21 protein-coding genes are annotated in these 26,460 nt (G+C 48.7%); 3 read left to right on the plus strand and 18 right to left on the minus strand.

Annotated elements, in window-relative coordinates; all coding sequences use genetic code 11:
- Positions 1-113: 113 nt before the first annotated feature.
- Complete coding sequence (locus BMZ71_RS06165) at positions 114-962, minus strand: AraC family transcriptional regulator (protein WP_086988968.1); 849 nt, start codon at positions 960-962, stop codon at positions 114-116.
- Positions 963-1,295: 333 nt separating this feature from the next.
- Between BMZ71_RS06165 and BMZ71_RS06170 the strand changes: the two genes are divergently transcribed.
- Positions 1,296-1,700: a hypothetical protein gene (locus BMZ71_RS06170; RefSeq protein WP_086988969.1), complete on the plus strand. Its 405-nt coding sequence runs from the start codon at positions 1,296-1,298 to the stop codon at positions 1,698-1,700.
- Positions 1,701-1,771: 71 nt separating this feature from the next.
- On the opposite strand, the gene mnmG is transcribed toward BMZ71_RS06170, so the two are convergent.
- The 15 genes from mnmG to purE all read right to left on the minus strand — a co-directional run bounded on the left by mnmG (position 1,772) and on the right by purE (position 20,226).
- Positions 1,772-3,667 (minus strand): tRNA uridine-5-carboxymethylaminomethyl(34) synthesis enzyme MnmG, encoded by a 1,896-nt coding sequence (gene mnmG, locus BMZ71_RS06175; RefSeq protein ID WP_086988970.1) that lies wholly within the window; start codon positions 3,665-3,667, stop codon positions 1,772-1,774.
- A gap of 196 nt (positions 3,668-3,863) precedes the next feature.
- Positions 3,864-5,255 carry a tRNA uridine-5-carboxymethylaminomethyl(34) synthesis GTPase MnmE gene (gene mnmE, locus BMZ71_RS06180; protein ID WP_086988971.1) on the minus strand — a complete coding sequence of 464 codons (1,392 nt, stop codon included), beginning with the start codon at positions 5,253-5,255 and terminating at the stop codon, positions 3,864-3,866.
- Positions 5,256-5,500: 245 nt separating this feature from the next.
- Complete coding sequence (locus BMZ71_RS06185; protein WP_245734395.1) at positions 5,501-6,493, minus strand: zinc-binding dehydrogenase; 993 nt, start codon at positions 6,491-6,493, stop codon at positions 5,501-5,503.
- A gap of 96 nt (positions 6,494-6,589) precedes the next feature.
- Complete coding sequence (purD, locus tag BMZ71_RS06190; RefSeq protein WP_086988972.1) at positions 6,590-7,864, minus strand: phosphoribosylamine--glycine ligase; 1,275 nt, start codon at positions 7,862-7,864, stop codon at positions 6,590-6,592.
- A gap of 288 nt (positions 7,865-8,152) precedes the next feature.
- Positions 8,153-9,694 carry a bifunctional phosphoribosylaminoimidazolecarboxamide formyltransferase/IMP cyclohydrolase gene (gene purH / locus BMZ71_RS06195; protein WP_086988973.1) on the minus strand — a complete coding sequence of 514 codons (1,542 nt, stop codon included), beginning with the start codon at positions 9,692-9,694 and terminating at the stop codon, positions 8,153-8,155.
- A gap of 434 nt (positions 9,695-10,128) precedes the next feature.
- Complete coding sequence (gene purN, locus BMZ71_RS06200; protein WP_086988974.1) at positions 10,129-10,701, minus strand: phosphoribosylglycinamide formyltransferase; 573 nt, start codon at positions 10,699-10,701, stop codon at positions 10,129-10,131.
- On the minus strand, positions 10,698-11,747 hold the full coding sequence (gene purM, locus BMZ71_RS06205; protein ID WP_086988975.1) for a phosphoribosylformylglycinamidine cyclo-ligase: 1,050 nt from the start codon (positions 11,745-11,747) through the stop codon (positions 10,698-10,700). Before purM ends, purN begins: the two co-directional genes overlap by 4 nt.
- A complete protein-coding gene (gene purF / locus BMZ71_RS06210) occupies positions 11,747-13,207 on the minus strand; it encodes an amidophosphoribosyltransferase (protein WP_086988976.1) in 1,461 nt (486 codons plus the stop codon). Before purF ends, purM begins: the two co-directional genes overlap by 1 nt.
- The gene (gene purL / locus BMZ71_RS06215; protein WP_086988977.1) at positions 13,183-15,411 is read right to left on the minus strand and encodes a phosphoribosylformylglycinamidine synthase subunit PurL; all 2,229 of its coding nucleotides are present in this window, start codon (positions 15,409-15,411) and stop codon (positions 13,183-13,185) included. Before purL ends, purF begins: the two co-directional genes overlap by 25 nt.
- Positions 15,411-16,091, minus strand: coding sequence for a phosphoribosylformylglycinamidine synthase subunit PurQ (gene purQ, locus BMZ71_RS06220; protein WP_086988978.1), 681 nt, complete (start codon positions 16,089-16,091; stop codon positions 15,411-15,413). The genes purL and purQ overlap by 1 nt, the downstream gene beginning before the upstream one ends.
- Entirely contained in the window at positions 16,091-16,342 is a 252-nt protein-coding gene (gene purS / locus BMZ71_RS06225; RefSeq protein WP_068562113.1) for a phosphoribosylformylglycinamidine synthase subunit PurS, read from the minus strand. Before purS ends, purQ begins: the two co-directional genes overlap by 1 nt.
- A gap of 66 nt (positions 16,343-16,408) precedes the next feature.
- The gene (purC, locus tag BMZ71_RS06230; protein WP_068562114.1) at positions 16,409-17,119 is read right to left on the minus strand and encodes a phosphoribosylaminoimidazolesuccinocarboxamide synthase; all 711 of its coding nucleotides are present in this window, start codon (positions 17,117-17,119) and stop codon (positions 16,409-16,411) included.
- A gap of 192 nt (positions 17,120-17,311) precedes the next feature.
- On the minus strand, positions 17,312-18,610 hold the full coding sequence (purB, locus tag BMZ71_RS06235) for an adenylosuccinate lyase (RefSeq protein WP_086988979.1): 1,299 nt from the start codon (positions 18,608-18,610) through the stop codon (positions 17,312-17,314).
- 1 nt (position 18,611) lies between these two features.
- Entirely contained in the window at positions 18,612-19,745 is a 1,134-nt protein-coding gene (purK, locus tag BMZ71_RS06240; RefSeq protein WP_370684635.1) for a 5-(carboxyamino)imidazole ribonucleotide synthase, read from the minus strand.
- Positions 19,738-20,226, minus strand: a complete 489-nt coding sequence (purE, locus tag BMZ71_RS06245; RefSeq protein ID WP_086988981.1) for a 5-(carboxyamino)imidazole ribonucleotide mutase — start codon at positions 20,224-20,226, stop codon at positions 19,738-19,740. The genes purK and purE overlap by 8 nt, the downstream gene beginning before the upstream one ends.
- 355 nt (positions 20,227-20,581) lie before the next feature.
- Between purE and treR the strand changes: the two genes are divergently transcribed.
- Positions 20,582-21,298, plus strand: a complete 717-nt coding sequence (gene treR, locus BMZ71_RS06250) for a trehalose operon repressor (RefSeq protein ID WP_086988982.1) — start codon at positions 20,582-20,584, stop codon at positions 21,296-21,298.
- A 328-nt stretch (positions 21,299-21,626) separates the two neighbouring features.
- On the opposite strand, the gene BMZ71_RS06255 is transcribed toward treR, so the two are convergent.
- Entirely contained in the window at positions 21,627-22,757 is a 1,131-nt protein-coding gene (locus BMZ71_RS06255; protein WP_086988983.1) for a GerMN domain-containing protein, read from the minus strand.
- A gap of 183 nt (positions 22,758-22,940) precedes the next feature.
- Here BMZ71_RS06255 and BMZ71_RS06260 point away from each other — a divergent pair, with 183 nt between their 5' ends.
- Positions 22,941-24,449: a DUF438 domain-containing protein gene (locus tag BMZ71_RS06260; RefSeq protein ID WP_086988984.1), complete on the plus strand. Its 1,509-nt coding sequence runs from the start codon at positions 22,941-22,943 to the stop codon at positions 24,447-24,449.
- A gap of 316 nt (positions 24,450-24,765) precedes the next feature.
- On the opposite strand, the gene treC is transcribed toward BMZ71_RS06260, so the two are convergent.
- Positions 24,766-26,421 carry an alpha,alpha-phosphotrehalase gene (gene treC, locus BMZ71_RS06265; protein WP_086988985.1) on the minus strand — a complete coding sequence of 552 codons (1,656 nt, stop codon included), beginning with the start codon at positions 26,419-26,421 and terminating at the stop codon, positions 24,766-24,768.
- Positions 26,422-26,460: the final 39 nt, after the last annotated feature.

Below are 26,460 nucleotides of genomic sequence, written 5' to 3' on the forward strand. Positions count from 1 at the left end.
TTTCATTTCGTTAAAAATCAACCATAGCTGAAACGGGTAGCGCTTTTTCTACTTATTATTTTAGGGGATTTCCGGCAGAAAAAAGGGCGATTTGTGCCATCATTATGGGCAGTTTATGCCCTGTTCTCATCCCGGTAACGTTTTGGCGTCATGCCGTATTTGTTTTTGAAGGCCGACGAAAAGGATTTTTGATTCGGAAAACCGCAGGCGTCCACAATGTAACGGATGTTTTTGTCGGTGAACATCAGCAGTTTCACGGCTTTGTTGAGGCGTTGTTCGACAATATGGCTGTGGATCGTGCTGCCGGTTTCCTTTTTGAACAAGCGGCACAGATGCGTATAAGAGAGATGGAAAGCCGCTGCCAATTTATCGACCGCCAGATCTTTGTCCAGATTCTCGTCGATGTGTTCCGTTATGGCGGAAATCAGCGGCAACGAGGAGCTGCCTCTGTTCTTATCCGTTTTCGGGGCAGAAAAGTACGTATCCAGAAGGAAAAGGATCTGGTACAGCATGCCTTTCAGCAAAAGTCTCCCCTTATCTGCGCCATCGCTTTCCATAACGAAAAAGTACCGGTCCAGCAAGCTGCGCAGTTCATCCAGCTTCTCTCTTTGCAGATCCGAATAGGCAAGCCGGTTCGTCAGGCGGAAGCTTTTGTTGTCGTAATCGGGTATCTCGGATTTGATGAAGGCATACGGGAAAATGAGCGACAAAGCTTTCGTCTGATTATGCTCGTCCCAGATGGAATGGACTTCATTTGAATTGATGACCAGGATGTCTCCGGCATTCGTTTCGTGGACGGTCCCATCGATCTTGAATTCACTGATCTTTCCGGACATCGTATAGCTTATTTCCAATGATTTGTGCCAATGGGCAAGGACACCGGAATCCGTTCTTTCGTTGTGAAAAATATAGAAAACGGGGAGTTCCGGATCCGGTTCGATGATTTCATGATGGTAACGCATCTGCTGCGCCTCCTATCCTTGTTGATTCGGCTCCCAAAGACACTTGCTCTGTTTGCGCCTCTAAAGCTCAAGCTCCATTATACTATAATTTTTTATGCGGCAATTTCACTTTTTTGATAGTTCATTGAGGGGAAAAAACTGTAAACGCCGTTATGAGACTATTTTGCATAAAAATATACCAAATAAACATCAGCATATATATTTCACATGAATATAATTGTGATACAATCAACACAAGTCATTAGAAGTAACGGGTAGCACACTAATAAAAAAGCATTGTGGAAGTATATTTCTTTCTTTGTAGACTAATTTAGAGATGAGGGGCTGATTGGAATGAATTTTCTTAAAAATAATGTCATTTCCGTTATGTATTTAGTTTTGTTAAGCACTCTGTTTATGCCTTGGATTCTGGTTCCAGATTCAGAAACATTCACGGTTCTGCCTGTAACGGGTTTTCGCTTCCTTTCGGATAATCTTCTGATGTTGATTTTGATTTTTTTAATTATCTTTACCTATGTTTTTTCACTCAAATCCAATGGCCTGAGCATCCTGATTTTGTTGGAACTGGAACTCATCTTTCTGGCAGCACTTTTGTTGGCACCTGCTGTTATATACGGATTAGCATTTTTTTCAGGAGTTCGATACGGATATTTTTTAATGTTAATCATTCTGGTCAGTCTTGCTTTTTACAACTACCTATTCATTACAAAACATATTCAAAAAAGAGAGAATGGCTAGTCCATCTTTTTTGATTAGAGCAAAAAAAGAAGCAGAACGCCCATATTAATAGGCGTTCTGCTTCTTTAATTTTACTCTGAAACTTTGGCGATTTTCCCTTGGGTCACGTAGACCATCAATACGGAAATATCGGCTGGATTGACGCCGCTGATCCGGCTTGCTTGGGCAATTGTTTCCGGTTGGATCTTCTTCAGATTTTGTTTGGCTTCATTGGCGATTCCGTTGATTGCATCGTAATCGATGTTCACAGGGATGCGTTTTTCTTCCATCTTCCTCAGCTTGTCCACTTTTTCGACTGCTTTCTTGATGTAGCCGGCATATTTGATCTGCACTTCTACTTGCTTGATGACCTCTTTCGGCAAAGCTTCTTCAAGCGGAGCAAAAGCGATCAGACCTTCATATTTCAGTTCTGGACGCTTCAAAATATCCGCAAACAGAATGCCATCCTTCAGCGGAGCGGAATTTTGTTCCGCAAGGAAAGCCTGCAGCTCTTCAGTCGGTTTCAGGCGCGTACTTTCGAGGCGGGCGATTTCCTTTTCGACAGCCTGTTTTTTCTCAAGGAATGAGGCGTAGCGTTCTTCCGTCACCAAACCGATTTCACGGCTCATTTCGGTCAAGCGGAAGTCGGCGTTATCATGGCGAAGCAACAGACGGTACTCAGCGCGCGAAGTCAGCAAGCGATAAGGCTCCATCGTCCCTTTTGTGACCAAATCATCGATCATGACGCCGATATAGCCATCGCTGCGCTTCAGGATGAAAGGTTCTTTGCCTTGCACAGCCAGTGCTGCATTGATGCCGGCGATGATGCCTTGTCCGGCAGCTTCTTCATAACCGGACGTACCGTTTGTTTGACCGGCAGTGAACAGATTCTTCACCAGTTTCGTCTCCAAGGAAAGACGCAGCTGATGCGGTTTCACGACATCGTATTCGATGGCATAGCCTGTCCGCATCATTTGGGCATTTTCCATCCCCGGAACGGAACGGATCAGATCAAGCTGAACATCTTCCGGCAATGAGGTGGACAAGCCTTGCACATAGACTTCTTCGTTTTCGCGGCCTTCGGGCTCCAGGAAGAGCTGATGGCGCGGTTTGTCGCTGAAGCGGACGATTTTGTCTTCGATAGATGGGCAATAACGTGCCCCTACGCCTTCCACGATACCCGTGAACATCGGCGCGCGGTGGAGATTGTCACGGATGATTTCATGGCTTTCCGGGCTTGTATACGTCAGCCAGCAGGACAGTTGATCCTTCAGATAGTCTTCATCTTTGGAAAGGAAGCTGAAATGGTTCGGCTCAGCGTCACCGGGTTGTTCCTCGGTTTTGGAATAATCGATGCTCGAAGCCATCACCCGCGGCGGCGTGCCGGTCTTGAAGCGCGCCAATTCAAATCCCAGATCAAGCAGATTTTCGGACAGCTTGATGGATGGCTGCGAATTGTTCGGTCCGGATGAATAAGCCAAGTCCCCGATGATGATTTTGCCTCGGGAAGAAGTTCCGGCTGTGATGACGACAGCCCCAGCGCGGTAAACGGCGCCTGTATGCGTCACTACACCCTTGACTTCACCGTCTTCCACGATCAATTCCTCAACGATGGCTTGCTTCAGCAGCAGGTTCTCCTGTTTTTCGATGGTATGCTTCATATGATGGGCATAGTCATCCTTATCCGCTTGTGCGCGCAATGCTTGGACGGCAGGGCCTTTCCCTGTGTTCAGCATGCGCATTTGGATATAGGTTTTGTCGATGTTGCGTCCCATCTCGCCGCCTAATGCATCAATTTCTCTTACGACGACACCTTTCGCAGGTCCGCCGATGGATGGATTGCAGGGCATAAAGGCGACCATGTTCAAATCGATGGTGACCAGCATCGTGCTGCATCCCATACGCGCAGCGGCAAGCGCCGCTTCGGATCCGGCATGTCCGGCTCCTACAACAATCACATCAAAACTTCCAGCTTCAAATCTGTTCATTTTTCCATTCCTTTCGTTTGTGCTATCTATTTGTTCCTAACATTCATTACGCAATTCATCGTATCATTTTTAGAACGGTTCTGAATCCTAGAGTTCTCCGCCTAACGCTCTTCAGGCCCACGCAGCCAAAACCGGGCTGCTTAGTCCTGAACCTCGTTAGTGCTCAAACTCTGAGCTCAGGATTCATCACACACTGTTATTTCCCTAAACAGAACTGTGTGAAGAGTTGGGTGAGGAGTTCGTCTTGGACGCTGTCACCGGTGATTTCTCCGAGCAGGTCCCAGCAACGGGTGAAGTCGATCTGGACGAGGTCGATCGGCATGCCTGATGCGATGCCGCTCAGCACTTCATCCAGCGAATCCATCGCATCGTTCAAGAGCGCGATGTGGCGGACATTTGATACATAGGTAGCATCCTTCTCGCCGGTTTCCCCGGAGAAGAACATCTTCGTAATCTGTTGTTCCAGTTGGTCCAGGCCGGTTTCGCTCAGCATCGATGTTTCGATGATTCTTTCAGGATCGCTCCAAGGTTCCAGCTCACCGGTTGTCATCTTGGCTTCCAGATCCATTTTATTCATAAGGATGATGCGGTTCATGTCCTTCGTGTCTTCCAGAAGCTGCTTATCCTCTTCCGTCAGCCCTTCATTTTGGTTGATCAACAGCAGAATCAGATCCGCTTCGGCCAAGGCTTTACGGCTGCGCTCGACGCCGATTTTTTCCACGACATCCTCTGTTTCGCGGATGCCCGCTGTGTCGATCAGTTTCAAAGGAACGCCTCTGACGTTCACGTATTCCTCGATCGTATCGCGGGTAGTGCCGGCGATGTCCGTCACGATGGCTTTCTCTTCACGCAACAGGCGGTTCAGCAGACTGGATTTGCCTACGTTCGGCCGGCCGATGATGGCTGTCTGAAGACCTTCGCGCAGAATCTTTCCTTGTTTGGCGGTATCCAACAGATGCTGGATGTGTCCGCGCACTTCAATGGTGCGTTCTTTCAAGAGCTTTGTCGTCACTTCCTCGACGTCATCGTATTCCGGGTAGTCGATGTTCACTTCGACCTCAGCCAACGTGTTCAGGATGATCTGACGGATATCCCGAATCATACCGGACAATTTGCCGTCCAACTGATGTAGAGCCACATTCATCGCACGATCGGTCTTAGCACGGATCAAGTCCATGACCGCTTCGGCCTGCGACAGATCGATTCGGCCGTTCAGGAAAGCACGCTTTGTGAATTCCCCGGGCTCCGCCATGCGGGCGCCGTTCTGGAGAATCGTCTGCAGAATCCGGTTGACGCTCACGACACCGCCGTGGCAGTTGATTTCCACGACATCTTCGCGGGTGAATGTCTTCGGTCCGTGCATGACGGACACCATGACCTCGTCAATCATGTCGCCTGTGCGCGGATCATAAAGGTGGCCGTAATTGATGGTGTGCGTGGCGACGTCAGCCAAATGCTTCGTTCCGGCTCGGTATAAGGCATCGGCGATCTGGATCGCCTGATCCCCGCTCAAACGCACGATTCCGATGGCCCCTTCTCCTGGCGGCGTCGAAATGGCGGCGATGGTATCAAATTCATTTGTAATCATTCATTTTCATCCTTTCTCGGTCATTTCAGCGTACAAAAAAAGCGCCCACTCCTCCCCTTCGTTCAAGCGGGAGGAAAAGCACTTTGACTGCAGTTCACTTTGGATATTCTTTTCAGCTTACTTTAAATAGATTTCTAGCCGATTATACAAGCAATGCCGGCGCAATGCAAGCATTTGACGGATGTTTTTTCATTTCATCATCAGATACAAAGCTCCGCCCGCCAACAGGAGGATGCTGTTGCGGATCAGCCAATCTGCAGGGCGATTTTCCCTGTCTGTTCGGCACTTTCCAGCCGTTGGAAAGCCTCCTTGAACTGCTCTGCCGGGTAAACGGCATCGACCACTGGATGGAGATCATGTTCCTCAACAAAACGGATCATCGCTTCATATTCTTCAAAACTGCCCATTGTCGAACCTTTCAGCGTGTATTGTCCGTAAAAGAATTTCCGCAGATCGAAGGTGACCAGATCGCCCGTCGATGAGCCGAAAGTCACGATGGTGCCGCCTCTGCGGACCGCATCCAGCGATTTGTCGAAAGTGGCTGCTCCGACCGATTCGATCACGACATCCACTTTTCCGCCGTCCATCGCTTCGACCCAATCCTCATCGTGCAGCAAGCCTTTTTCGGCTCCGTGCTGCAGCGCCATTCCCAATTTTTCTTGGGAACGGGAAGTGACGTACACCATAGCTCCAGCTGCCTTGGCGAATTGCAGCAGATAGTTGGCTACTCCGCCGCCGATGCCTGGGATCAGAACTTTCATGCCTTCCGATACGCCGCCTTTTGTGAACAAAGCCCGGTAAGCTGTCAAAGCGGACAGAGACAACACGCCGGCTTCTTCCCAAGACAGATGGGCCGGTTTATGGACAGCATTCTCTTCGGAAACAACGATTTCCTCCGCCATCGCCCCCTGCTCCGAACTCCCGAGGATCGTGAAATTTTCCGGTGCCGTATCGCTGTTCTTGCGCCAACCACTGCCGGGATAAAGCATCACTTCATCACCGATTTTGAAACGTGTCACCTCTGCTCCGACAGCCACAACGACACCGGCAGCATCCGATCCGATGACAACCGGATGCTTCTCATGGACTTGGCTCAAGGCAAAAAGGTCGCGATGATTCAGTCCCGCCGCTTTGACCTTTATTTTGATCTCGAAAGGTCCAGCCGGCTGTTCCGCACGGTCTTCCCATTTCAAACCTTCCAGTCCGACTTTTCCGCTGTGAATCAATGTTTTCACCATATCGATCACTCCTCAAATGGATAGTTCTGTCAGATTCAGTATAACTTTTCCGGACAGAAATACAAAGAGGGAGACCCGAAGCCTCCCTCTCACTTGCTATTTTTCGGTAAAACGGATCGCTTTTGCTCCGATATCGGAACGGTAGAACGTGTGCGCAATCGGATTTGCACTCAGGTAACGGTAGGCTTTGTCTTGCGCGGCTTGGAGCGTTTCGCCTTGGCCAGCGATCAACAGGATACGACCGCCGTTTGACAATAGTCCTTGTTCGCCAGCCTTCACGCCTGCTGCATAGACGATGCAATCCGCATTTTCCTTATCCAGATCAGGCAATGGGATATCTTTCATCGGCGCTTCCGGATAGCCTTCAGCGGCAACAACGACACCCAAAGTGTAACGATCGGTGTACATTTCGATGACCGGATCTTTTCCGTTCAGGATGTCATCGATGACTTGCGCCAAATCGGATGCCATCTGATTCATGATGACCTGTGTTTCCGGATCGCCGAAACGGGCATTGAATTCGATGACGCGCAGCCCTTTGGCGGTGATCATCAAGCCGGCATAGACAACTCCCTTGAATGGGATGCCTTCAGCAACCATCGCCTCTACAGTCGGTTTTACGACCGTATCCAGCACTTCTTGAATCATAGCTTCGGATACTTGCGGTACAGGCGAATAAGCGCCCATGCCGCCCGTATTCGGTCCTTTGTCGCCGTCGTAAGCCCGCTTGTGGTCCTGTGCGACGCCTGAATAGTAATACTTCGCACCATTCGCCAACGCGAACAACGAGAATTCTTCCCCTTCAAGGTACTCTTCGATGACGACTTTCGGTTTGCCGGCTGCATATTTGCCTTGCAGGAGCATGTCGTTCAGTGCATTCAGAGCCTCCGTCATCGTCATCGCGACAACGACGCCTTTGCCGGCCGCCAGACCGTCCGCCTTGATGACGATCGGAACACCATTGGCTTCCACATAAGCAACAGCTGCCTCATAGTCTTCGAATGTCTCATAGGCTGCAGTCGGGATGCCGTATTTTTTCATCAGGTCTTTTGCGAATTGCTTGGAGCATTCCAAGTCGGCCGCTTTTTTGCTGGGTCCGAAGACTTTCAGGCCAGCCGCTTCAAATGCATCCGTAACCCCTTCAAACAAAGGGATTTCCGGTCCGACGAAAGTCCAAGCGATGTTGTTGTCTTTGACGAATTGGATCAATCCTTGGTGATCGTTTTCCGCAATGTCTACTAACGTGATGCCGTCCTGGGCCATCCCTGGGTTGCCTTTGGCGCAGTAAATAGTCTCCACCAACGGGCTTTGCATTAATTTTTTAGCGATGGCATGCTCGCGTCCGCCACTGCCGATTACAAGAAGTTTCATCTTTGAGATCCTCCAACCTTTTATATGAAGCTTGATATTGCCTATTAATCGAGTTCTGAATCCCAGAAATCTCCGCCTAAGCTGTCAACTGCACACGGGCAAAAAGCGCCCGCTTTGCAGTTGCCTTCTTAGTGCTCGATTTCTACCATGGGATTCATCACATCTTGTTTTAATCGAGTTCTGAAATCCAGACCCCTCCGCCTAAGTTGACAAACGCACACGGACAAAAAGCGTCCGCTTTGCGTTTGTCCTCTTAGTGCTCAGGGTCTAAACGGATTTCATCTCATCTTAGTGTCTGAAGTGTCTTACGCTTGTTTTCAGCATCGTGATGCCGTATTTGTTTGCCATTTCGATCGAATCTTGGTCCTTGATGCTGCCGCCTGGTTGAACGATCGCTTTGATGCCGTGTTTGGCAGCATACTCTACGCTGTCGTTCATCGGGAAGAAGGCATCACTCGCCAATACAGCGCCTTCGATGGCGTTGGCCGCTTCGGCTTGCTCGATGGCAATTTTGACGGATCCGACACGGTTCATCTGGCCTGCGCCGATGCCGACTGTCTGTTTGCTGTTTGCCAATACGATGGCATTGCTCTTCACGTGTTTCACGACTTTCCAGGCGAAATCCATTGCTTTCATTTCGTCTTCAGTCGGTTGACGTTCGGTCAAGACTTCCCAATTAGCCGGTACGTCTTCTGTGTTGATGTCCTGCGTCTGTTCCAGCATGCCGCCCAATACGGAGACGAATTCTTTTCCGCCTGCTTTTGCAGCCGAGAAATCCAAAGTCATGATGCGGACATTTTTCTTCTTGGACAGAATGGCTAGAGCCGCTTCTGTATAACTTGGCGCCAAAACGATTTCCAGGAACATGCTGTTCAGTTTTTCGGCAGTCGCCACATCCAAAGGACGGTTCGCAACCACGATGCCGCCGAAGATGGAGACAGGATCAGCTGCATAGCAACGATCGAAGGCTGCATCGATGTCGTCTGCGATACCGACGCCGCATGGATTCATATGCTTGACGGCAACTACAGCGGGCTCGTCGAATTCGCGTGCGATACGGATAGCTGCATCAGCATCTTTGATGTTGTTGTAGGACAATTCTTTTCCGTGCAATTGGACCGCGCTCGCGATCGAGAACGGTACAGCCAATGGTTCTTGGTAGAAAGTCGCTGTTTGGTGGCCGTTTTCTCCGTAACGCAGGCTTTGTTTCAGATCATAAGTCACTGTCAATTTTTCAGGTTCGGTTTCGCCGACCACATTGGTCAAGTATTGGGCGATCAAAGCATCGTAGCTGGCTGTATGACGGAACACTTTTGCAGCCAAAGCTTGGCGTGTTTCGAAAGTCGTTTCGCCGGCAGCTTCCAATTCGGCAAGGACTTTTTCATAGTCGATCGGATCGGTCAAAACAGTTACGCTCGCGTAGTTCTTAGCCGCGCTGCGGAGCATGCTTGGGCCGCCGATGTCGATGTTTTCGATGGCATCAGCCAAAGTCACATCGTTTTTGCTGATGGTTTCCTTGAATGGGTACAGGTTGACGACAACAAAATCAATCGGTGCGATATTGTGATCTTTCATGGCTTGCATATGGTCCGCAAGATCACGTCTGCCCAAAAGTCCGCCATGGATCAGTGGGTGCAACGTTTTTACGCGGCCGTCCATCATTTCAGGAAAGCCGGTTACATCCTCTACGGAAATAGTCGGTACGCCAGCCTCTTCCAAAGCTTTCTTCGTTCCGCCAGTTGAGATGATTTCGATTCCTTTTGCTGCTAATGCCTGCGCAAATGCTACTACGCCTGTTTTATCTGAAACACTGATCAATGCTCTTGTCACTGTGTGTCACTCCTTAAATTTATGATGGATTCATGCGGTTTTAACAAAAGGAAGGACTTCCGCAAGCGCGGAGTCCTCATCCATTTTGTTAGCCTATAGGAATTTATAAAATTGTTTTCAACATAAAAGCGCATCACCGTAGGTGTTCCACACATTTGCAAAATGTTTCATGCACCTAATAATGATGGCTAGCTTCACGGGTTAGCCCTTCGGAAAGGATAAAGGAACCCCTTGTCTCTGCGAGCCAAGGATACTATTCGACTAACCTGCTGACGCAGGAAGTCTCTCAGCATATTGCGCTCTACGATGCTCAGTTGCATGGGACTCTTAGGGATTCATCCCTTAGAGCCCCAGTACAAGGTGACCGTAGGGAACGTTGCGTGGACAGATTTCCTAAATTTCTTTCAGGGCTGAACGAACCCGTTCAGCTTTTCTTAGCCTTTATTCTTTTGTGCCAGTTGTTGGATCACTTGTGGGAAAATCCGGTGCTCCACTTGATGGATACGGGTCTCCAAAGTCTCCAGCGTATCCTCCGGAAGGATCGCCACTTTTTCTTGGGCGATGATCGGGCCGGTATCGACCCCCTCATCGACGAAATGGACGGTGACGCCGGTCTCCAGAACGCCTGCTTCGAAGGCATCCTGGATGCCATGCCGACCCGGGAAATCCGGCAGCAAGGACGGGTGGATATTGACGATGCGGTCGGCGTAGGCCGATAGCAAAGTCGGTCCGACAATCCGCATATAGCCGGCCAAGACAACCAAGTCGACATTTTCTTCAGCCAGATGCTTCAAAATTTCATTTTCGTAGGCGACTCGATCCGTGAATCCTTTCGGCGTAAAGGAAATCACCGGGATATTGTGTTGTTTGGCGCGCTCGATCGCATATGCTTTCGGCTTGTCGCAGAACAGGAAAGCGATCGTCGCATCCACTTCGCCTGACGCGATGGCTTCGGCGATGGCTTGAAAATTCGAGCCGTTTCCTGAAGCAAAGACAGCTATCCTCATGCTTGAGCCTCTTTCAGGATAACCTCTTTTTCTGATGTTTTTGCAGCCACGGATCCGATCACGTAGGCTTTTTCATCGTTCTCGGTTAGAACGCCGAGCACTTCCGTCAAGTTTTCGGGAGCGACCGCCAACACCATACCGATGCCCATGTTGAAGATTTCGTACATTTCAAGAGCCGGAATGTTGCCGATTTTTTCCATCACTTGGAAGATCGGCAAGACAGGCCAGCTGCCTAATTGGATTTCCGCTTGGACGTTCTCAGGAAGCATACGCGGCACGTTTTCGACAAAGCCGCCGCCTGTGATGTGGGCAACGCCGTGCAGCAGTTGTTTTTTGATCAACGGCAATAAAGCATTCACGTAGATTCTTGTAGGCGTCAATAAAACATCGCCCAATTCTTGGTCTTCGATGCCTTCGACCTTGTCGGCCAATTTGTAGTCATTGTCCTTGAAGAAGATTTTGCGCACCAAGGAGTAGCCGTTCGAATGGATGCCTGATGAAGGCAAACCAACCAACACATCGCCTTCTTTGATCAAGGCAGGTGTCAACAAAGCATCTTTTTCCGCAATGCCTACCGTAAATCCGGCCAGATCGAAATCTTCCGGATCGTACATATCGGGCATTTCAGCTGTTTCTCCGCCGATCAGGGCAGCTCCGGCTTGGACGCAGCCTTCAGCTACGCCAGCAACGATCTGCTCCAATTTTTCCGGACGGTTTTTACCGACAGCTACATAATCCAAGAAATAAAGAGGTTCTGCACCTTGCGCTACGACATCGTTGACGCACATTGCGACACAATCGATCCCGATCGTATCGAATTTTCCGGCTTCAATGGCCAGCATCAGCTTCGTGCCGACACCATCCGTACCCGATACAAGTACAGGTTTTTTATAATTCAATTCAGAAAGGTCAAAGTTTCCGCCGAATCCGCCGACTTCGCCAAAAACGCCTGGACGTTTTGTGCGGTCGATGTGCTTCTTGATGCGGCTGACTGTTTCATAACCGGCTGTGACATCCACACCCGCTTTTGCATATGCGTTTTCCATCAAGCTTGCCCTCCCTTTAGATTCTCTTTTTGAATAGCTGTCATATTGTTCACGTAATCCGCTTCATAGTCGTGTAGCCCAGTCGGATAATCCCCGTTGAAGCTGTCCATGCATAAGCCTGAATACGGCATATCAAATTTCAAACCGATTGAATCGATCAGACCCTCTTGGCTAAGGAAAGCCAAGCTGTCCGCACCGATGTATGCACAAATTTCATCAACGGTCATTTTAGCGGCGATCAGTTCAGCTGACTTGCTGATGTCGATGCCGTAAAAACTCGGGTAGATCAAAGGTGGGGAAGAGATGCGGACATGCACTTCTTTGGCTCCCGCTTCTTTCAATAACGTCACGATGCGTTTGCTGGTCGTCCCGCGCACGATCGAATCATCCACCATGACGACGCTCTTGCCTTGGACAACCCCTTTTACGGCGGACAACTTCATTTTTACGCCCAATTCGCGCAGTTCCTGCGTCGGTTGGATGAACGTACGTCCGACATATTGGTTCTTGATCAGGCCCATTTCGTAAGGCGTTCCGCTTTCTTCCGCAAATCCGCTCGCTGCGGACAAGGAAGAGTTGGGCACACCGATAACGATATCGGCTGTCACTGCAGGTGCTTCGATGGCCAAACGCGTTCCCATCCGCTTGCGTGCAGTATGCACATTCACGCCGGCAATATTGGAATCCGGACGCGCGAAGTAGATATACTCCATCGCAGCGATGGAGATGGTTGTATCGTCGGTATATTTTTCGATCGTCAAGCCGTTGTCGTCAATGATCGCCAGTTCGCCGGCATTGACGTTGCGGACAAAATCCGCGCCGATCGTATCGATGGCACACGTTTCGCTGGCCATCACATACGCGCCATTCGGCAATTGGCCGATGACAAGCGGACGGAATGAATTCGGATCGACGGCACCGAACATTTTCTCTTCGGTCAAAAGGATATAAGTGAAGCCGCCTTTAACCTGATTCAGGCTCTCTTTGATCTTTTCGATCAGGCTGTCTTTCTGGCTGCGTCTGATCAGATGCATCAGAACTTCCGTATCCGAAGTCGAATGGAAGATGGCGCCGTTTTCCTCAAGATTGCGTCGCAATGATTTGGCATTCACCAAGTTGCCGTTGTGGCAAATGGCGATGTCCATATCATAGAAATGGTACAAAAACGGCTGCACATTCTCGATGCTGTTCTGTCCGGAAGTCGAGTAACGCACATGCCCGATGGCACGGTTCCCTGTCAATCTTTGCAGATCCGCTTCGTCCTTGAACACTTCGCTGATCAGACCAAGATTACGGTGAACCAACAGTTTTCCTTCATCACATGAAACTATCCCTGCACCCTCTTGTCCACGGTGCTGCAAGCTGTGCAAACCGAAGTAAGTCAACTGGCTGGCATTGTCGTCTCCCCAAATGCCGAATACGCCACATTCTTCGTTTAAGCTTTTTGTTTCAGCAAGCATGGAATAGCCTCCTCCCATTTCGTTTGTACTTCTTTCACATCCAAAGTGATTGTTTCGTTCGCGGCAGCGATTTTTGCGACAGCATCAGCAGTCACGGTTCCGATTTGCGCAGCAGCTGATCCGAAGATTGCTTCCACAGCGGCAACATTTTCAGGTTTTACGGTCAGGATGAAGCGTGATTGCGTTTCGCTGAACAACAACGTTTTGTCCATGGCAACCGTTACGTCGAAGCCTAAGCCGGTGTCAAAGACGCTCTCCATCAAGCCGACCGCCAAGCCGCCTTCTGATAGGTCATGCGCGCTTGCGATCAGACCCGCTTTGATTGCTTTCAGGACGTTCGCTTGGTTTTCTTTTTCGACAGCCAAGTCAAAGTCCATCAGTTTGCCTTCGATTTTGCCCAATTCCATTTTTTGCAGTTCGGAACCGTTGAAATCTGCTTTGGTTTCGCCGATCAGAATGATATGGTCGCCTGCAGCTTTGAAAGCTTGCGTAGTGATGTGTGCAAGATCCTCGATCAGACCAACCATACCGATCATCGGTGTCGGATAAACGGCCACGCCGTCGGTTTCATTGTAAAGGGACACGTTACCTGAGATGACAGGCGTATCCAATTGGCGGCAAGCTTCAGAGATACCGTCCGCGGAAGTGCTTAATTCCCAGAAAATTTCTGGTTTATCAGGATTTCCGTAGTTCAAGCAGTCTGTGATTGCCAATGGTTTTCCGCCGCTGGCAACGATATTGCGGGCAGCTTCAGCGACAGCGATCTGTCCGCCGATTTCCGGGTTCAAATACAGGTAACGGCCGTTGCAGTCCGTTGTCATTGCGATCGCTTTTTTGGTGCCGCGGACGCGGACAACTGCAGCATCGCTTCCTGGGCCTACAACCGTGCTGGTGCGGACCATGGAATCATAGGTATCATAGACGCTCTTCTTGGAAGCCAGCGTCGCTTGTTGCAATAAAGCCACTAAGGTATCCTGCGCTGATGTGAAGACTGGCTTATAGTCTTCCATAGCTGCGAATGCAGCGATGCGGGCAGGTACTGCAGTCGGCTTGTAGTAGACCGGTGCATCTTCAGCCAAAGCATCAACCGGAAGTTCAGCGACCACTTTGCCTGCATGGGATAGACGGTACATGCCATCATCGGTAACTTCACCGATCACGACTGCATCCAATTCATATTTTTTGAACAGGTCGACGATGCGTTGCTCTTCGCCCTTCTTGATGCACAACAGCATACGCTCCTGTGACTCGGAAAGCATCATTTCGTAAGGTGTCATTTCTGTTTCGCGCTGCGGAACATCGTCAAGGTTCAAAAGCAAGCCGCTGCCTGCTTTTGAAGCCATTTCCGAGCTGGAAGAGACTAAACCGGCAGCACCCATGTCCTGGATACCGATCAAAGCGTCGGAGTAATCATAAATGCATTCCAAACAAGCTTCCATCAATAATTTTTCCATGAATGGATCGCCCACTTGGACAGCTGAACGTTGCGCTTCTTCCTCTTCCTTGAATTCTTCGGAAGCGAAAGTGGCGCCATGGATGCCATCGCGGCCTGTTTTTGCGCCCACGTACATGATCGAGTTGCCGACTCCGGCAGCTTGGCCTTTTTGCATATCTTTTTGATCGATCAAACCGACGCACATTGCGTTGACCAACGGATTGCCTTTGTAGCAAGGGTCGAAGACCGTTTCTCCGCCGACAGTCGGAATACCGATACAGTTGCCGTAACCGCTGATACCGGCAACGACTTCTTCGAAGATGTGTTTCGTACGCTCATTGTCCAATTCTCCGAAACGCAAAGAGTCAAGGATCGCAATTGGGCGTGCTCCCATGCTGAAGATGTCACGGATAATTCCGCCGACACCGGTAGCTGCACCTTCATAAGGCTCGACAGCTGATGGGTGGTTGTGGCTTTCCGCTTTGAAAACGACAGCTTGGCCGTCGCCGATATCCACGATACCAGCGCCTTCGCCAGGTCCTTGCAACACTTGCGGGCCGGTAGTAGGGAATTTTCTCAGGACTGGTTTTGAATTTTTATAAGAACAGTGTTCGCTCCACATAACGGCAAACAGGCCAGTTTCAGTATAATTCGGCAAACGATGCAAAATTTTATCGCAGATTGTGCCGTACTCTTCGTCTGTCAGACCCCATTCACGATAAATTTTGGATTCTTTTACTTGTTCTGGCGTTGGTTCTAAAAATGCCATTATTTGTTCAGCTCCTTCTTATAATTTTCAACCATGGATTGGAACAGGCGCAGGCCGTCAGCCGATCCCAGCAAAGCTTCGACAGCACGCTCCGGGTGAGGCATCATGCCGAGGACATTGCCTTTTTTGTTGATGATGCCGGCGATGTCTTCGATGCTGCCGTTCGGGTTACCATTAGCATAAGTGAATACGATTTGATTGTTGGCTTTCAGGTCAGCCAAAGTCTCTGCATCGCAGAAGTAGTTTCCTTCACCGTGCGCGATCGGAACAGAGATGATTTCGTCTTCTTTATAGAGGGAAGTGAATTGCGTATCAGCATTCACGACTTTGAGATCCTGCGGTTTGCAGACGAACTTCAAAGTATCATTGCGGCGCAAAGCACCAGGCAATAAACCGGCTTCAGCCAAAATCTGGAATCCGTTGCAAGTGCCGAATACAGGCTTGCCTTCTTCAGCGAAACGGACGACTTCGCTCATGATGTTCGCAAAGCGGGCAATCGCACCTGTACGCAAGTAATCGCCATATGTGAATCCGCCGGGCAATAGGACAGCATCGAAACCTTCAAGGCTTGTTTCATAATGTTGCACATACTCTGCATCTTCTCCAAGAATATCTTTGATGGCTGCATACATATCTAAATCACAGTTCGAGCCAGGAAAAACGATGACAGCGAATTTCATTAAGCTTCAACCTCCTGGATTTCATAACGGTAAGTTTCCATGACCACGTTCGCCAGCAATTTGTCGCAGATCTCTTCGATGACTTGTTCAACGTTCTCTTCATCTTTGGAAACTTGGATTTCGAAATATTTCCCGATGCGGATATCTTCGATCGTCGGGTAACCCATACGGTGGACGGCACCCTTCACGGCTTCCCCTTGCGGATCCAATACTGAGTCTTTATACGTTACATACACGGTTACTTTATACATGTCCAAATTCCTCGCTTTTGTTTTTTTATTTTTTGTTTTTTTTTAGTTGGTTTTGTTCCGGTTGGCTTACATTTTGTTCAGGCGGTCCAGCACTTCCACGTAGACCGGAATCAGATCTCCCAAGTCACGGCGGTAGATGTCTTTGTCCAAATGTTCATTCGTTTCGAGATCCCAAAGGCGGCATGTATCCGGTGAAATTTCATCAGCCAGGATGATTTCTCCCTCAGCTGTCTTGCCGAATTCGATTTTGAAATCGATCAGGCGGATGCCGATTGCCTTGAACATCTCGATCAAGGCTGCATTGATCTTCAGCGCTTGCTGCTTGATTTCGGCAACTTCTTCTTCAGTCGCTGCTCCAAGGACTTGTACATGGGCATCATTGATGAAAGGATCATTGAGCGCGTCGTCTTTGTAGTAGAATTCCAAAACAGGGAACGGCAAGTCGATGCCTTCCTCCATGCCGAAACGTTTCGCGAAGCTTCCAGCGGCTACATTGCGGACAACCACTTCCAATGGGAACATATTGACTCTTTTCACTGATTGTTCGGTTTCTGATAGTTCTTGGATGTAATGGCTCGCGATACCCTTTTCAGCCAGATACTCGAAGATGCGGCCGGTGATCTGGTTATTGAGTCTGCCTTTCCCCTCGATAGTATCCTTTTTTATGCCGTTTAATGCCGTAGCTTGATTTAGGTACTCGGCCCAAAGAACATTCTCCTGATCTGTAGCATACATCTTTTTAGCTTTCCCAGTATAAAGCAATTCTTTTCTTTCCATCTTCCCCGTCCCTTTCCAAAACCGAACATTAATTTATACAAACGCCTTATTCATTCGTTTATATTGTATCATCTGCCCTCTACTTGTCAATGGCATTTTCATGAAAAATGAAATAAATCCCGGTTTTTCCTCAGTGCCTTTCAGTCATCCGATGAACAGAAAAAGGCCGGAACCGTAGTCCCAGCCTTTCCATTAGTCTCCTAAACCAAGTCTTGCGAATACTTCGTCGACGTGACTCAAGTGATAGTTATAGTTGAAGGCATCCTCGATGTCTTCTTTCGTTAATTTTGCCATGATCGCTTCGTCCGCTTCCACCAATGGACGGAAATCGGTCTGATTATCCCATGAAAGGGCAGTCTTCGGCTGTACCAAGTCATAAGCTTCTTCACGGCTCATACCTTTGTCGATCAATTTCAACAGAACGCGTTGGCTATAGATCAATCCGAACGTGGCATTCATGTTGCGGAGCATATTCTCAGGGAACACAGTCAAGTTCTTGATGATGTTCCCAAAACGGTTCAACTGATAGTTCAACAATGTCGTTGCGTCAGGAAGGATGATGCGTTCCGCTGAAGAGTGGGAAATGTCGCGTTCATGCCATAAGCCTACATTCTCGTAAGCAGTTACCATGTAACCGCGGATGACGCGGGCAAGGCCAACCATATTTTCGGAACCGATCGGGTTGCGCTTGTGCGGCATAGCGGAAGAACCTTTTTGGCCTTTCGCGAAGAATTCTTCCACTTCGCGGGTTTCCGATTTTTGCAGTCCACGTATTTCAGTTGCGAAACGCTCGATGCTTGTCGCGATCAAAGCGATCGTTGCCATATATTCGGCATGCAGATCGCGCGGAAGAACCTGCGTCGAAATCTCTTGCGGTCTTATACCTAATTTTTCACAGACATACTCCTCCACGAATGGCGGGATGTTTGCGAAAGTGCCTACTGCACCGCTGATTTTTCCGGCTTCAACACCTTTTGCTGCGTGTTCAAAACGCTCGATGTTGCGTTTCATTTCTGAATACATCGTAGCCAGTTTCAAGCCGAATGTCGTAGGTTCTGCATGTACACCATGCGTACGACCCATGCAGACAGTCTTTTTGTGTTCTTTTGCCTTGTTGCCGATGATTTCCAGCATATTCTGCAGATCCTTGCGCAGGATATCATTAGCTTGCTTTAATTGGTAACCGTAGGCAGTATCGACCACATCGGTACTCGTAAGGCCATAGTGGACCCATTTTCTTTCTTCTCCCAAAGATTCGGAAACGGCGCGTGTGAACGCCACTACATCATGTCTGGTCTCTTTTTCGATTTCAAGGATACGGTCGATATCAAAAGTTGCATTCGCGCGGATTTTAGCAACGTCTTCCGCAGGGATCTCACCTAGGGCTGCCCAAGCTTCATCAGCCAGGATTTCGACCTCCAGCCAGCATTTGTAACGATTGTATTCGGACCAAACCTCGGCCATCTCAGGGCGTGTATAACGTGTAAGCATTTTAAATTGTTCCTCCGTTCCAGATTCGGGTATTGTCTATTTCTGTTAAGGTTGCTTCTTGATCATCTGTCAAAATGGTGATATGACCCATTTTTCTGTCTGTGCGCGATTCCGCTTTGCCGTAGTAATGGAAAGACCAATCCGCTTTTTCTTCCCGCAGCGCGATTGTGCCTTCCATATGCTGTCCCAGGATATTGACCATGATGGCAGGCGACAATTGACGCGCTGTCGGCATCGGCAATCCGGCGACTGCTTGGATATGGGCATCAAATTGGGAAACGTTCATTGCCTCGATTGTGTAATGGCCAGAATTATGCGGACGCGGCGCCAACTCATTGATGAAGATCGTATCATCCGCAGCCAGGAACATTTCGATGCCCAGCGTACCTACCAACTGCAGCGCGTCGGCGATTTGGTGGGCCGCCTTGTTGGCTTTTTCGGCTACCGCAGGCGTGACGCGGGCCGGCACAATCGATTCGTGCAGAATATTGTTGATGTGGATATTTTCGGAGACCGGGAACACCGTCGCTTCACCTTTTTGATTGCGTACGATCATGACCGAAAGTTCTTTCGTGAACGGAACCCAAGCCTCCAAAACGCAGATGCTGTCCGTTGCCAGTTTCATGGCTTCCGCTTTGTCCGCTTCCGATTTCAGGACAACCTGTCCCTTACCATCATACCCGAAACGGGTCGTTTTTAAAACACTCGGATAACCGATTTTAGCGATGGCCGCATCCAATTGTTCCGCATTTTCCACTACCGCGAATTGCGCAATCGATACACCGGCGGATTGAAGGAATTCCTTCTCCTTGATGCGGTCCTGCGTGATCGTCAAAATTCCGCTGCCTTGCGGAATGCTGGACAGTGTTTCCACTTCCTGCAGCGCTACTGCATCGATGTTCTCAAATTCGAATGTCACGACATCGGATTTTTCGGCCAATTCGCGCAAAGCCACCGCGTCAGCGTATGCCGCCTGGATGTGCCAATCCGCAACTTGGGCTGCCGGGCAATTTTCTCCCGGATCCAAAATTCCGACGGTGAATCCCATCCTCTTTGCGGACTGTGCCAGCATACGTCCTAATTGTCCCCCGCCGATGATGCCGATCACGTCGTTCGGTTTCAGTATTTTATACAAGATCTTCACTACTTTCCAATACTTTTTGTTTTAAATCTTCCCGTCTCTTTTCCAATTGATCGGCCAAATCCTGATTTTCGATTGAAAGGATCTGCACGGCCAGCAGACCGGCATTGATTGCCCCTGCTTTGCCGATCGCTACCGTCGCAACCGGAACACCACCGGGCATCTGGACGATGGACAACAAAGAATCCATTCCGCTCAAAGCGCGCGATTGGACCGGAACACCGATGACCGGAAGCGTCGTTTTCGCGGCAATCATGCCCGGAAGGTGCGCTGCGCCGCCCGCGCCGGCAATGATGACTTTCGTTCCCGCAGCCCGTGCTTGTTCCGCAAAAGTGAACATCAGATCAGGCGTCCGGTGTGCCGAAACGACTTTCTTTTCATAAGCGATACCGAATTCATCCAGTATTATGCAAGCTTCTTTCATAGTTTCCCAGTCAGAAGTACTACCCATTACGACAGAAACAACCGTATTCATCCATTTTCCCCCATTATCGATTTTTCATTTTTAATATAGCACATCACCTGTAATTATTCCAAACAATTTTAGATACTGAAGGACCGTTCGTTCGGAAATAATCTATTTTTTTTCAAAAGAGAAGAAATAATGACCTCATTTCACATTAAAAAAGTGAAAATTTTTCACCATAAATGGCAACAATATGATAAAATAATGATATGCAAACCCTTACAAATTAAAATAATGCTGATTCTCTTTTTATTTCCGTGGTTATAATATAGAATAAACGGGAATAATATTATTAAACACGATTATTTCAACTTATTTATTTTATTTCCAATAAACCCATCCACTTACAGAAGGAGTGATGATTATGAATAAATTCTTTGATATCTATATGGATTTGAGAAAAAAAATCGAACATGCTGAATTCGAAACAGGATCTCTGTTGCCCAGCGAAAAAACACTTTCGGACCACTATCACGTTTCGCGGGAAACAATCAGAAAGGCTTTGGCCCTGTTGCTGGAAGGTGGCTATATCCAAAAGAAACAAGGCAAAGGTTCCATTGTACTTGACATCAGACGCTTCAATTTCCCTGTTTCCGGGCTTACCAGTTTTAAAGAGCTTCAAGACTCCCAACAAATCCCAAATGAAACAATCGTCATCAAAAATAAACTAGAGACGCTTCCGGAGTTCCTTGCAGAAAATTTGAAGGTAGATCCAGGCCGCGAAGTAATTTCCCTTGTCCGGCTTCGCAAGATTGCCGGGGAAGTTGTCATCATGGACAAAGACTATCTCTTCCATGATATCGTCGAACAAATCCCTTCCGAAGCTGCTGAAAATTCCATTTATGCGTATTTGGAGAATGAACTTGGTCTGAATATCGCTTATGCCAAAAAGGAATTCGTTGTGGAGCCTGCGACACGGGAAGATCACAAACTGATGAATTTAAAAGATGACACGCATATTGTTGTCGTAAAGAGCGAAGTCTATCTGGAGGATACTCGCCTTTTCCAGTACACCGAGTCTCGCCATCGTTTGGATCGCTTCCGCTTCGTCGAATTCGCCCGCAGAAAACACAGCCTATAAAAGAAAAGCGGGACAAGCCCACTTTGCCTCGAAAGAAATTTAGGAAATCTGGCCTCGCAACGTTCCCTGCGGTCACCTTGTACTGGGAGTCTAAGGGATGAATCCCTAAGACTCCCATGCAAATGAGCATCGCAGAGCGCAATGGGTCAGATTTATCTAATTTCCGAGAGGCAGGCTTGGACCGCTAGCCATCATTTTAGATGCATAAAACGTTGTGCAAACCTATAAAACACCCATGGTGATGCGCTTTTTAGTTAATAACATGCTACAAATTAGAAAAAAGATGAAGCCGGCATGGCCTCATCTTTTTTGGTTGTGCAGGGACTGTTCATTCATTGACTTCCGTATAATCAACAGTAAAATAGGCACCTTCAGCCATCAGGATATGCCCTGATTCGTAAGGGTTTCCGGCCACCGTAAGGTAGACTTCCTGGACTCCGTAATATTCCCCGATCGTATTGACGACTCCCTGCAAAATCAATGATTCCGCTGATGTTCCGGCATTCATTTCAGAAACAAATTCCTGCGAGAAGTCCACATAGACACGCCCATCGTCACTCAAGGACAAGCTGTTGATGGAGACATTCGGCCCAATCAGACTTCCCCCCGGAGCATCCGGAACATTCTTCAGCGCTTCCGCCAGAATGGTGCGGGTAATATCATTGGTCGTATAAGATAAAGCGATGCTTGTTGCATTCAATCCCATCAGCTCGCTGTCCGGATAAAAAACGCGCAACTGTTGCGTTTCCGGAACGTCCTCGTTGCGGGCTTCCAGACTGGAAGAGACAACCATGTCATCCCCAAGGTCCGTCACCCGTTTCACCAAACCCATATCTTTCACATAGTAATCCTTGGTAGTCGAAGCTTCATAAGTCGTCGTCACTTCAAGCGCTTCAAAATTACCCATTGGTGTTTCGATCTGTGCCGTCAGATTCGTGATTTCGGAAGGGACTCCGCTCGCATTCACCCAACTGTTCCCGACTTCCAAAGGCTCCTTCAACAGAATATCCAACTGGTTTGCCGCATCGCCGCTTGCTGTTTTTTCAAGCATATTTTCCCTGAAGTAGGTTTCCGGACGCGTGAATACTTCTCTGAGTTCCCCGTCAGCCAGTTCCAATACCGTCACAACCTGCGTGCCACCGTTGTTGGAAGTGATTTGCATCCGGTTACCCTCGATGTATTGCGGATAGACCGTGAAGGAAGCATACTCATTCCCCTCGCCCAAATATTTAGTGAATACGGATGCGCTGAACGGATAATAAGCTTCGATTGTCACTGCTTCTACATTTTCGGAAGAGGACGAGGAAGCCGAGCCGCTGTCTGTTGAACTGGACACGGAAGAAGATACACTGCTGGCAGCCGAAGAATCGGATGAGGAATCGGATCCTCCAAAGAGACTGCAAGAAGCTAATAGGGGCACCACTAACGCTACCATCAGATTCGGAACTTTCTTTCTCATATTTTTTTCCCACCTTCTGCCTTAGTTATCTTCATTATATCACAACCGCTTTCTAAGGCATTACCCTAACTATTGCTGCCGTGCACGAATGCTGTGGCACTGAGCAGCTCCTTTCAAGTATAATGAAGCCAGCACGAAACTAAAAGAAACATTTCACAAATTTTAAATAGAGGTGGAAAAAATATGAAGGAAATCAGTTTGAACGATACCGTCTACATTCTGGTAAAGCAGTACCCTGAAATCAGGGAGCTCATCATCAGCCTAGGCTTCGAACCATTGCGCAGCGACAAAATGCTGAACACCGCCGGCCGCATCATGACTATAGGGAAAGCCCTCAAGCGCAATGATGTGCCGGAGGAACTATTCGTTGAAACGCTGGCGAAAAACGGATTCAGCGTGAAGGAATTGGCAATATCAGCCGTAACGGTTGCCCCAAGCGAATCCGAAGAGCCCTCTGCTCCAACCGGTGGAATTGCCCGCATGGGTTCAACGGAATTCCAGGAGCGCCAAGACATTCTGCAGAGCCTCATCCTGCGTTTGCATAGAGGGGAGGACTGGGATGCGGTGCAAGCCGACTTCAAGAAACATTTCACGGGCGTCAGTGCCTACGAAATTTCCGTCATGGAGCAAGGCCTGATGGGCAAAGGGATTGACGCCGAAGACATCCAGCGCCTTTGCAACGTGCACGCCTCGCTCTTCGGCGGATCCATCGAAGCGGTCTACACCACTTCAACAGAACAGCAGCATGCCGGCCATCCAATCCAAGTTATGAAACTCGAAAACTTAGCCATCGAAAATACGCTGGAAAAAATCAGCAAATTACTGGCTGTCTATCTTGAAACAAAAGAGCCGGAAATCAAAAAAGGTATCCAAAACCAATTGAATTTGCTCGGCGAATTCGATAAGCACTATGCCCGCAAAGAATACGCCATCTTCCCGATTATGGAAAACAAAGGCATCACAGCCCCACCGAAAGTCATGTGGGGTGTCGATGATGAAATTCGCAGCATGTTCAAGGAATTCCGAACACTGTTGCAGAACGAGGACTTCGATGCGATCCCGAAAGCATTCTCCGACCTGAAATACGAAATGACGGAAATGATCACAAAAGAGGAAGATATCCTCTTGCCGATGATTATCGACATCTTCAACGAGGACCATTGGCTACAGATCGCCCAGGAGTCTGATGAAATCGGCTACTGCATCGTAAAACCGGAAGCAAAATGGGTGCCGGAACGGACCCTCCCAGAAAATGTTTCACATGAAACATTTATAACTGAAGAAAATGCATACATAAATTTCCAAACCGGACATCTGACGCCGCACCAGTTGGAAAAGATGCTGAATAATATCCCTTTGGAATTGACTTTCGTCGATGCCGACAATATCGTGCGCTACTACAACGACAACGGCGAAGAAAAGTTCTTCAAGCGCACAAGCAGTGCAATCGGCCGAGATGTGCTGAATTGCCATCCACCGAAGAGTTTGCCGATTGTCACAAAACTGCTCGCTGACTTGAAATCAGGCGCCAAAGAAAGCGAATCGATGTGGTTCCGCGCGATGGGTAAATTCATCCTGGTAACCTATCGCGCCGTCAGGGATGACGACGGCAGCTACATGGGAACCCTTGAATATGTGCAGGACATCCAGCCGATCATCGATCTTGACGGCGAAAAACGCACCCTTTCCTGAACTACTGTGAAGTGCAGGAGCGATTGCCAAACAACAAAAATACCGAGCGGCCCCATTTTTGAGGCCGCCCGGTATTTTTGGCGTTAGCCGGTAACTTTCTGTGTAATCATCCTTCATCGTCTCCTATCACCGTTCTGCTCCGGTAATAGGAGGCCTCGCCAGATGCCGGCCAACATTTTTCTTGCCAGCTCCTATGAGCGCCGCTTCGTCGGCGTTCACATCGATAGTTGCCGGTTTTCTCCTGTGAGCATGCGTCTTACCGGAGCAGGGCACCAAAAAATGGCCATCTCTAGTGAGACGACCATTTCTTTTGTGCTTATTTGATTATCCTGAAAGCGATGGTTTCGTACGGGTTCAGCGTGAAGGAAGACGCAAGCTGCCTTTCCCCATAATTGCCGACCAAGAAACTGCTGGCCTTGCTTGCCCATTCTTCCGGTACGCTGATTGTGTACTCACCGGCATAGAAATGATTCAGAACCAACACTTTTTCTTCCTCGTTCTCCCGGATATAGGCGAACACTTCCGAATCGTCCAACAGGATACCCTCGTAGGAACCATCCGCAATGACTGCATGCTCTTTGCGGATACGGATCAACTCCTGGTAGTAACGGAAAATTTGGCCCTCAGCGCATTCTTTTTCGACGTTTACTTCTGGATAATTGGCCGCGACCTGCAGCCATGGTTCGCCGGTCGTGAAGCCTGCGTGCCGGCTGCTGTCCCATTGCATCGGCGTCCGGCTGTTGTCGCGGGATTTTTGTTTGATGATCCGCATTGCCTCCTGATGCGTCAATCCGGCAAGTTTCAGCTCGCGGTAGGCATTGTGCGATTCGATATCCCGATAACTGCTGATGTCATCATAATCCGGATTCGTCATGCCGATTTCCTCGCCTTGATAGATGTAAGGCGTTCCCCGCAAGAGATGGATTGTTTGCGCCAGCATGGAGGCTGTCTCGAAAGGATACCGCTCCGGATCACCGAATCGGCTGTTGGCTCGCGGTTGATCATGATTGTTCCAGAACAGTGCGTTCCATCCGTTTCCGTCCGACATCCCTGCCTGCCACTCATTCAGAATTCGCTTCAGTTCAAGAAAATCGAATGGCTGATCCGTCCATTTTTCACCATCTTTGTAATCAACTTTCAGATGGTGGAAACTGAAAATCATCGAGAGTTCGTTTCTGTCCGGATTCGAATAAAGAATACCATTTTCGACAGTGGTCGAGGACATCTCGCCGACCGTGATGATATCCTCCAGCGTCCCGAACGATGCTTGGTTCAACTCACGGATGTACTCATGGACGATCGGTCGATCCGTGTAGAGGCTCTTTTCGTTGCTTCCTTCACTGTCGACCAGCGCGACATCTTTGCCTATCAGGTTCAACACATCGAAGCGGAAGCCCTTGATGCCCTTTTCCAACCAGAAATTGACGACTTTCTGCAGTTCCTCGCGCACTTTCGGGTTGCGCCAGTTCAGATCCGCTTGCGTGACATCAAACAGATGCAGGTAGTACTTGCCGGTGTCCCCGAATGGCGCCCACGCCTCGCCGCCGAATTTCGAACTCCAGTTGGTCGGCAGGCTGCCGTCTTCTTTCGGATCGCGGATGATGTAATAATCCTGGTACTCTTTGTCCCCGGCCAACGCTTTCCGGAACCACTCATGTGTGGTCGATGTATGATTGAACACCATGTCGAACATAATTTCGATGCCATGCTGCTTCAGCTTGCCGATCAGTTCTTCAAAATCCGCCATCGTGCCGAAAACAGGATCGATGGCATAATAATCAGTGATGTCGTATCCATTGTCCATTTGCGGGGATACGAAGATCGGATTCATCCAAATCATATCGATGCCTAACTCCGCCAAATAGGGCACTTTGCTGATGATCCCTTGGAGATCACCGATACCATTGCCATCGGAATCCTTGAATGATTTTGGATAAAGCTGATAGATCACTTTTTTTTGAAAGTCTTTCATTGTAAAGCCCCCTGTCTTCTTACTATGACTGAAGGCAAA

The sequence above is a fragment of the Trichococcus flocculiformis genome, from assembly GCF_900113645.1.
In the GTDB taxonomy this organism is placed as follows: Bacteria; Bacillota; Bacilli; order Lactobacillales; family Aerococcaceae; genus Trichococcus; species Trichococcus flocculiformis.

Excerpts from the sequence above, each read along its gene's own strand:
- treR (WP_086988982.1), top strand. The coding sequence starts at position 20,582 with ATGAATAAATTCTTTGATATCTATATGGATTTGAGAAAAAAAATCGAA.
- purS (WP_068562113.1), bottom strand. The coding sequence starts at position 16,342 with ATGTATAAAGTAACCGTGTATGTAACGTATAAAGACTCAGTATTGGAT.
- treC (WP_086988985.1), bottom strand. The coding sequence starts at position 26,421 with ATGAAAGACTTTCAAAAAAAAGTGATCTATCAGCTTTATCCAAAATCA.
- purD (WP_086988972.1), bottom strand. The coding sequence starts at position 7,864 with ATGAAACTTCTTGTAATCGGCAGTGGCGGACGCGAGCATGCCATCGCT.
- purB (WP_086988979.1), bottom strand. The coding sequence starts at position 18,610 with ATGCTTACACGTTATACACGCCCTGAGATGGCCGAGGTTTGGTCCGAA.
- purE (WP_086988981.1), bottom strand. The coding sequence starts at position 20,226 with ATGAATACGGTTGTTTCTGTCGTAATGGGTAGTACTTCTGACTGGGAA.
- purC (WP_068562114.1), bottom strand. The coding sequence starts at position 17,119 with ATGGAAAGAAAAGAATTGCTTTATACTGGGAAAGCTAAAAAGATGTAT.
- BMZ71_RS06260 (WP_086988984.1), top strand. The coding sequence starts at position 22,941 with ATGAAGGAAATCAGTTTGAACGATACCGTCTACATTCTGGTAAAGCAG.
- BMZ71_RS06165 (WP_086988968.1), bottom strand. The coding sequence starts at position 962 with ATGCGTTACCATCATGAAATCATCGAACCGGATCCGGAACTCCCCGTT.
- BMZ71_RS06170 (WP_086988969.1), top strand. The coding sequence starts at position 1,296 with ATGAATTTTCTTAAAAATAATGTCATTTCCGTTATGTATTTAGTTTTG.
- BMZ71_RS06255 (WP_086988983.1), bottom strand. The coding sequence starts at position 22,757 with ATGAGAAAGAAAGTTCCGAATCTGATGGTAGCGTTAGTGGTGCCCCTA.
- purM (WP_086988975.1), bottom strand. The coding sequence starts at position 11,747 with ATGGAAAACGCATATGCAAAAGCGGGTGTGGATGTCACAGCCGGTTAT.
- mnmE (WP_086988971.1), bottom strand. The coding sequence starts at position 5,255 with ATGATTACAAATGAATTTGATACCATCGCCGCCATTTCGACGCCGCCA.
- purQ (WP_086988978.1), bottom strand. The coding sequence starts at position 16,091 with ATGAAATTCGCTGTCATCGTTTTTCCTGGCTCGAACTGTGATTTAGAT.
- mnmG (WP_086988970.1), bottom strand. The coding sequence starts at position 3,667 with ATGAACAGATTTGAAGCTGGAAGTTTTGATGTGATTGTTGTAGGAGCC.
- BMZ71_RS06185 (WP_245734395.1), bottom strand. The coding sequence starts at position 6,493 with ATGGTGAAAACATTGATTCACAGCGGAAAAGTCGGACTGGAAGGTTTG.
- purF (WP_086988976.1), bottom strand. The coding sequence starts at position 13,207 with ATGCTTGCTGAAACAAAAAGCTTAAACGAAGAATGTGGCGTATTCGGC.
- purN (WP_086988974.1), bottom strand. The coding sequence starts at position 10,701 with ATGAGGATAGCTGTCTTTGCTTCAGGAAACGGCTCGAATTTTCAAGCC.
- purL (WP_086988977.1), bottom strand. The coding sequence starts at position 15,411 with ATGGCATTTTTAGAACCAACGCCAGAACAAGTAAAAGAATCCAAAATT.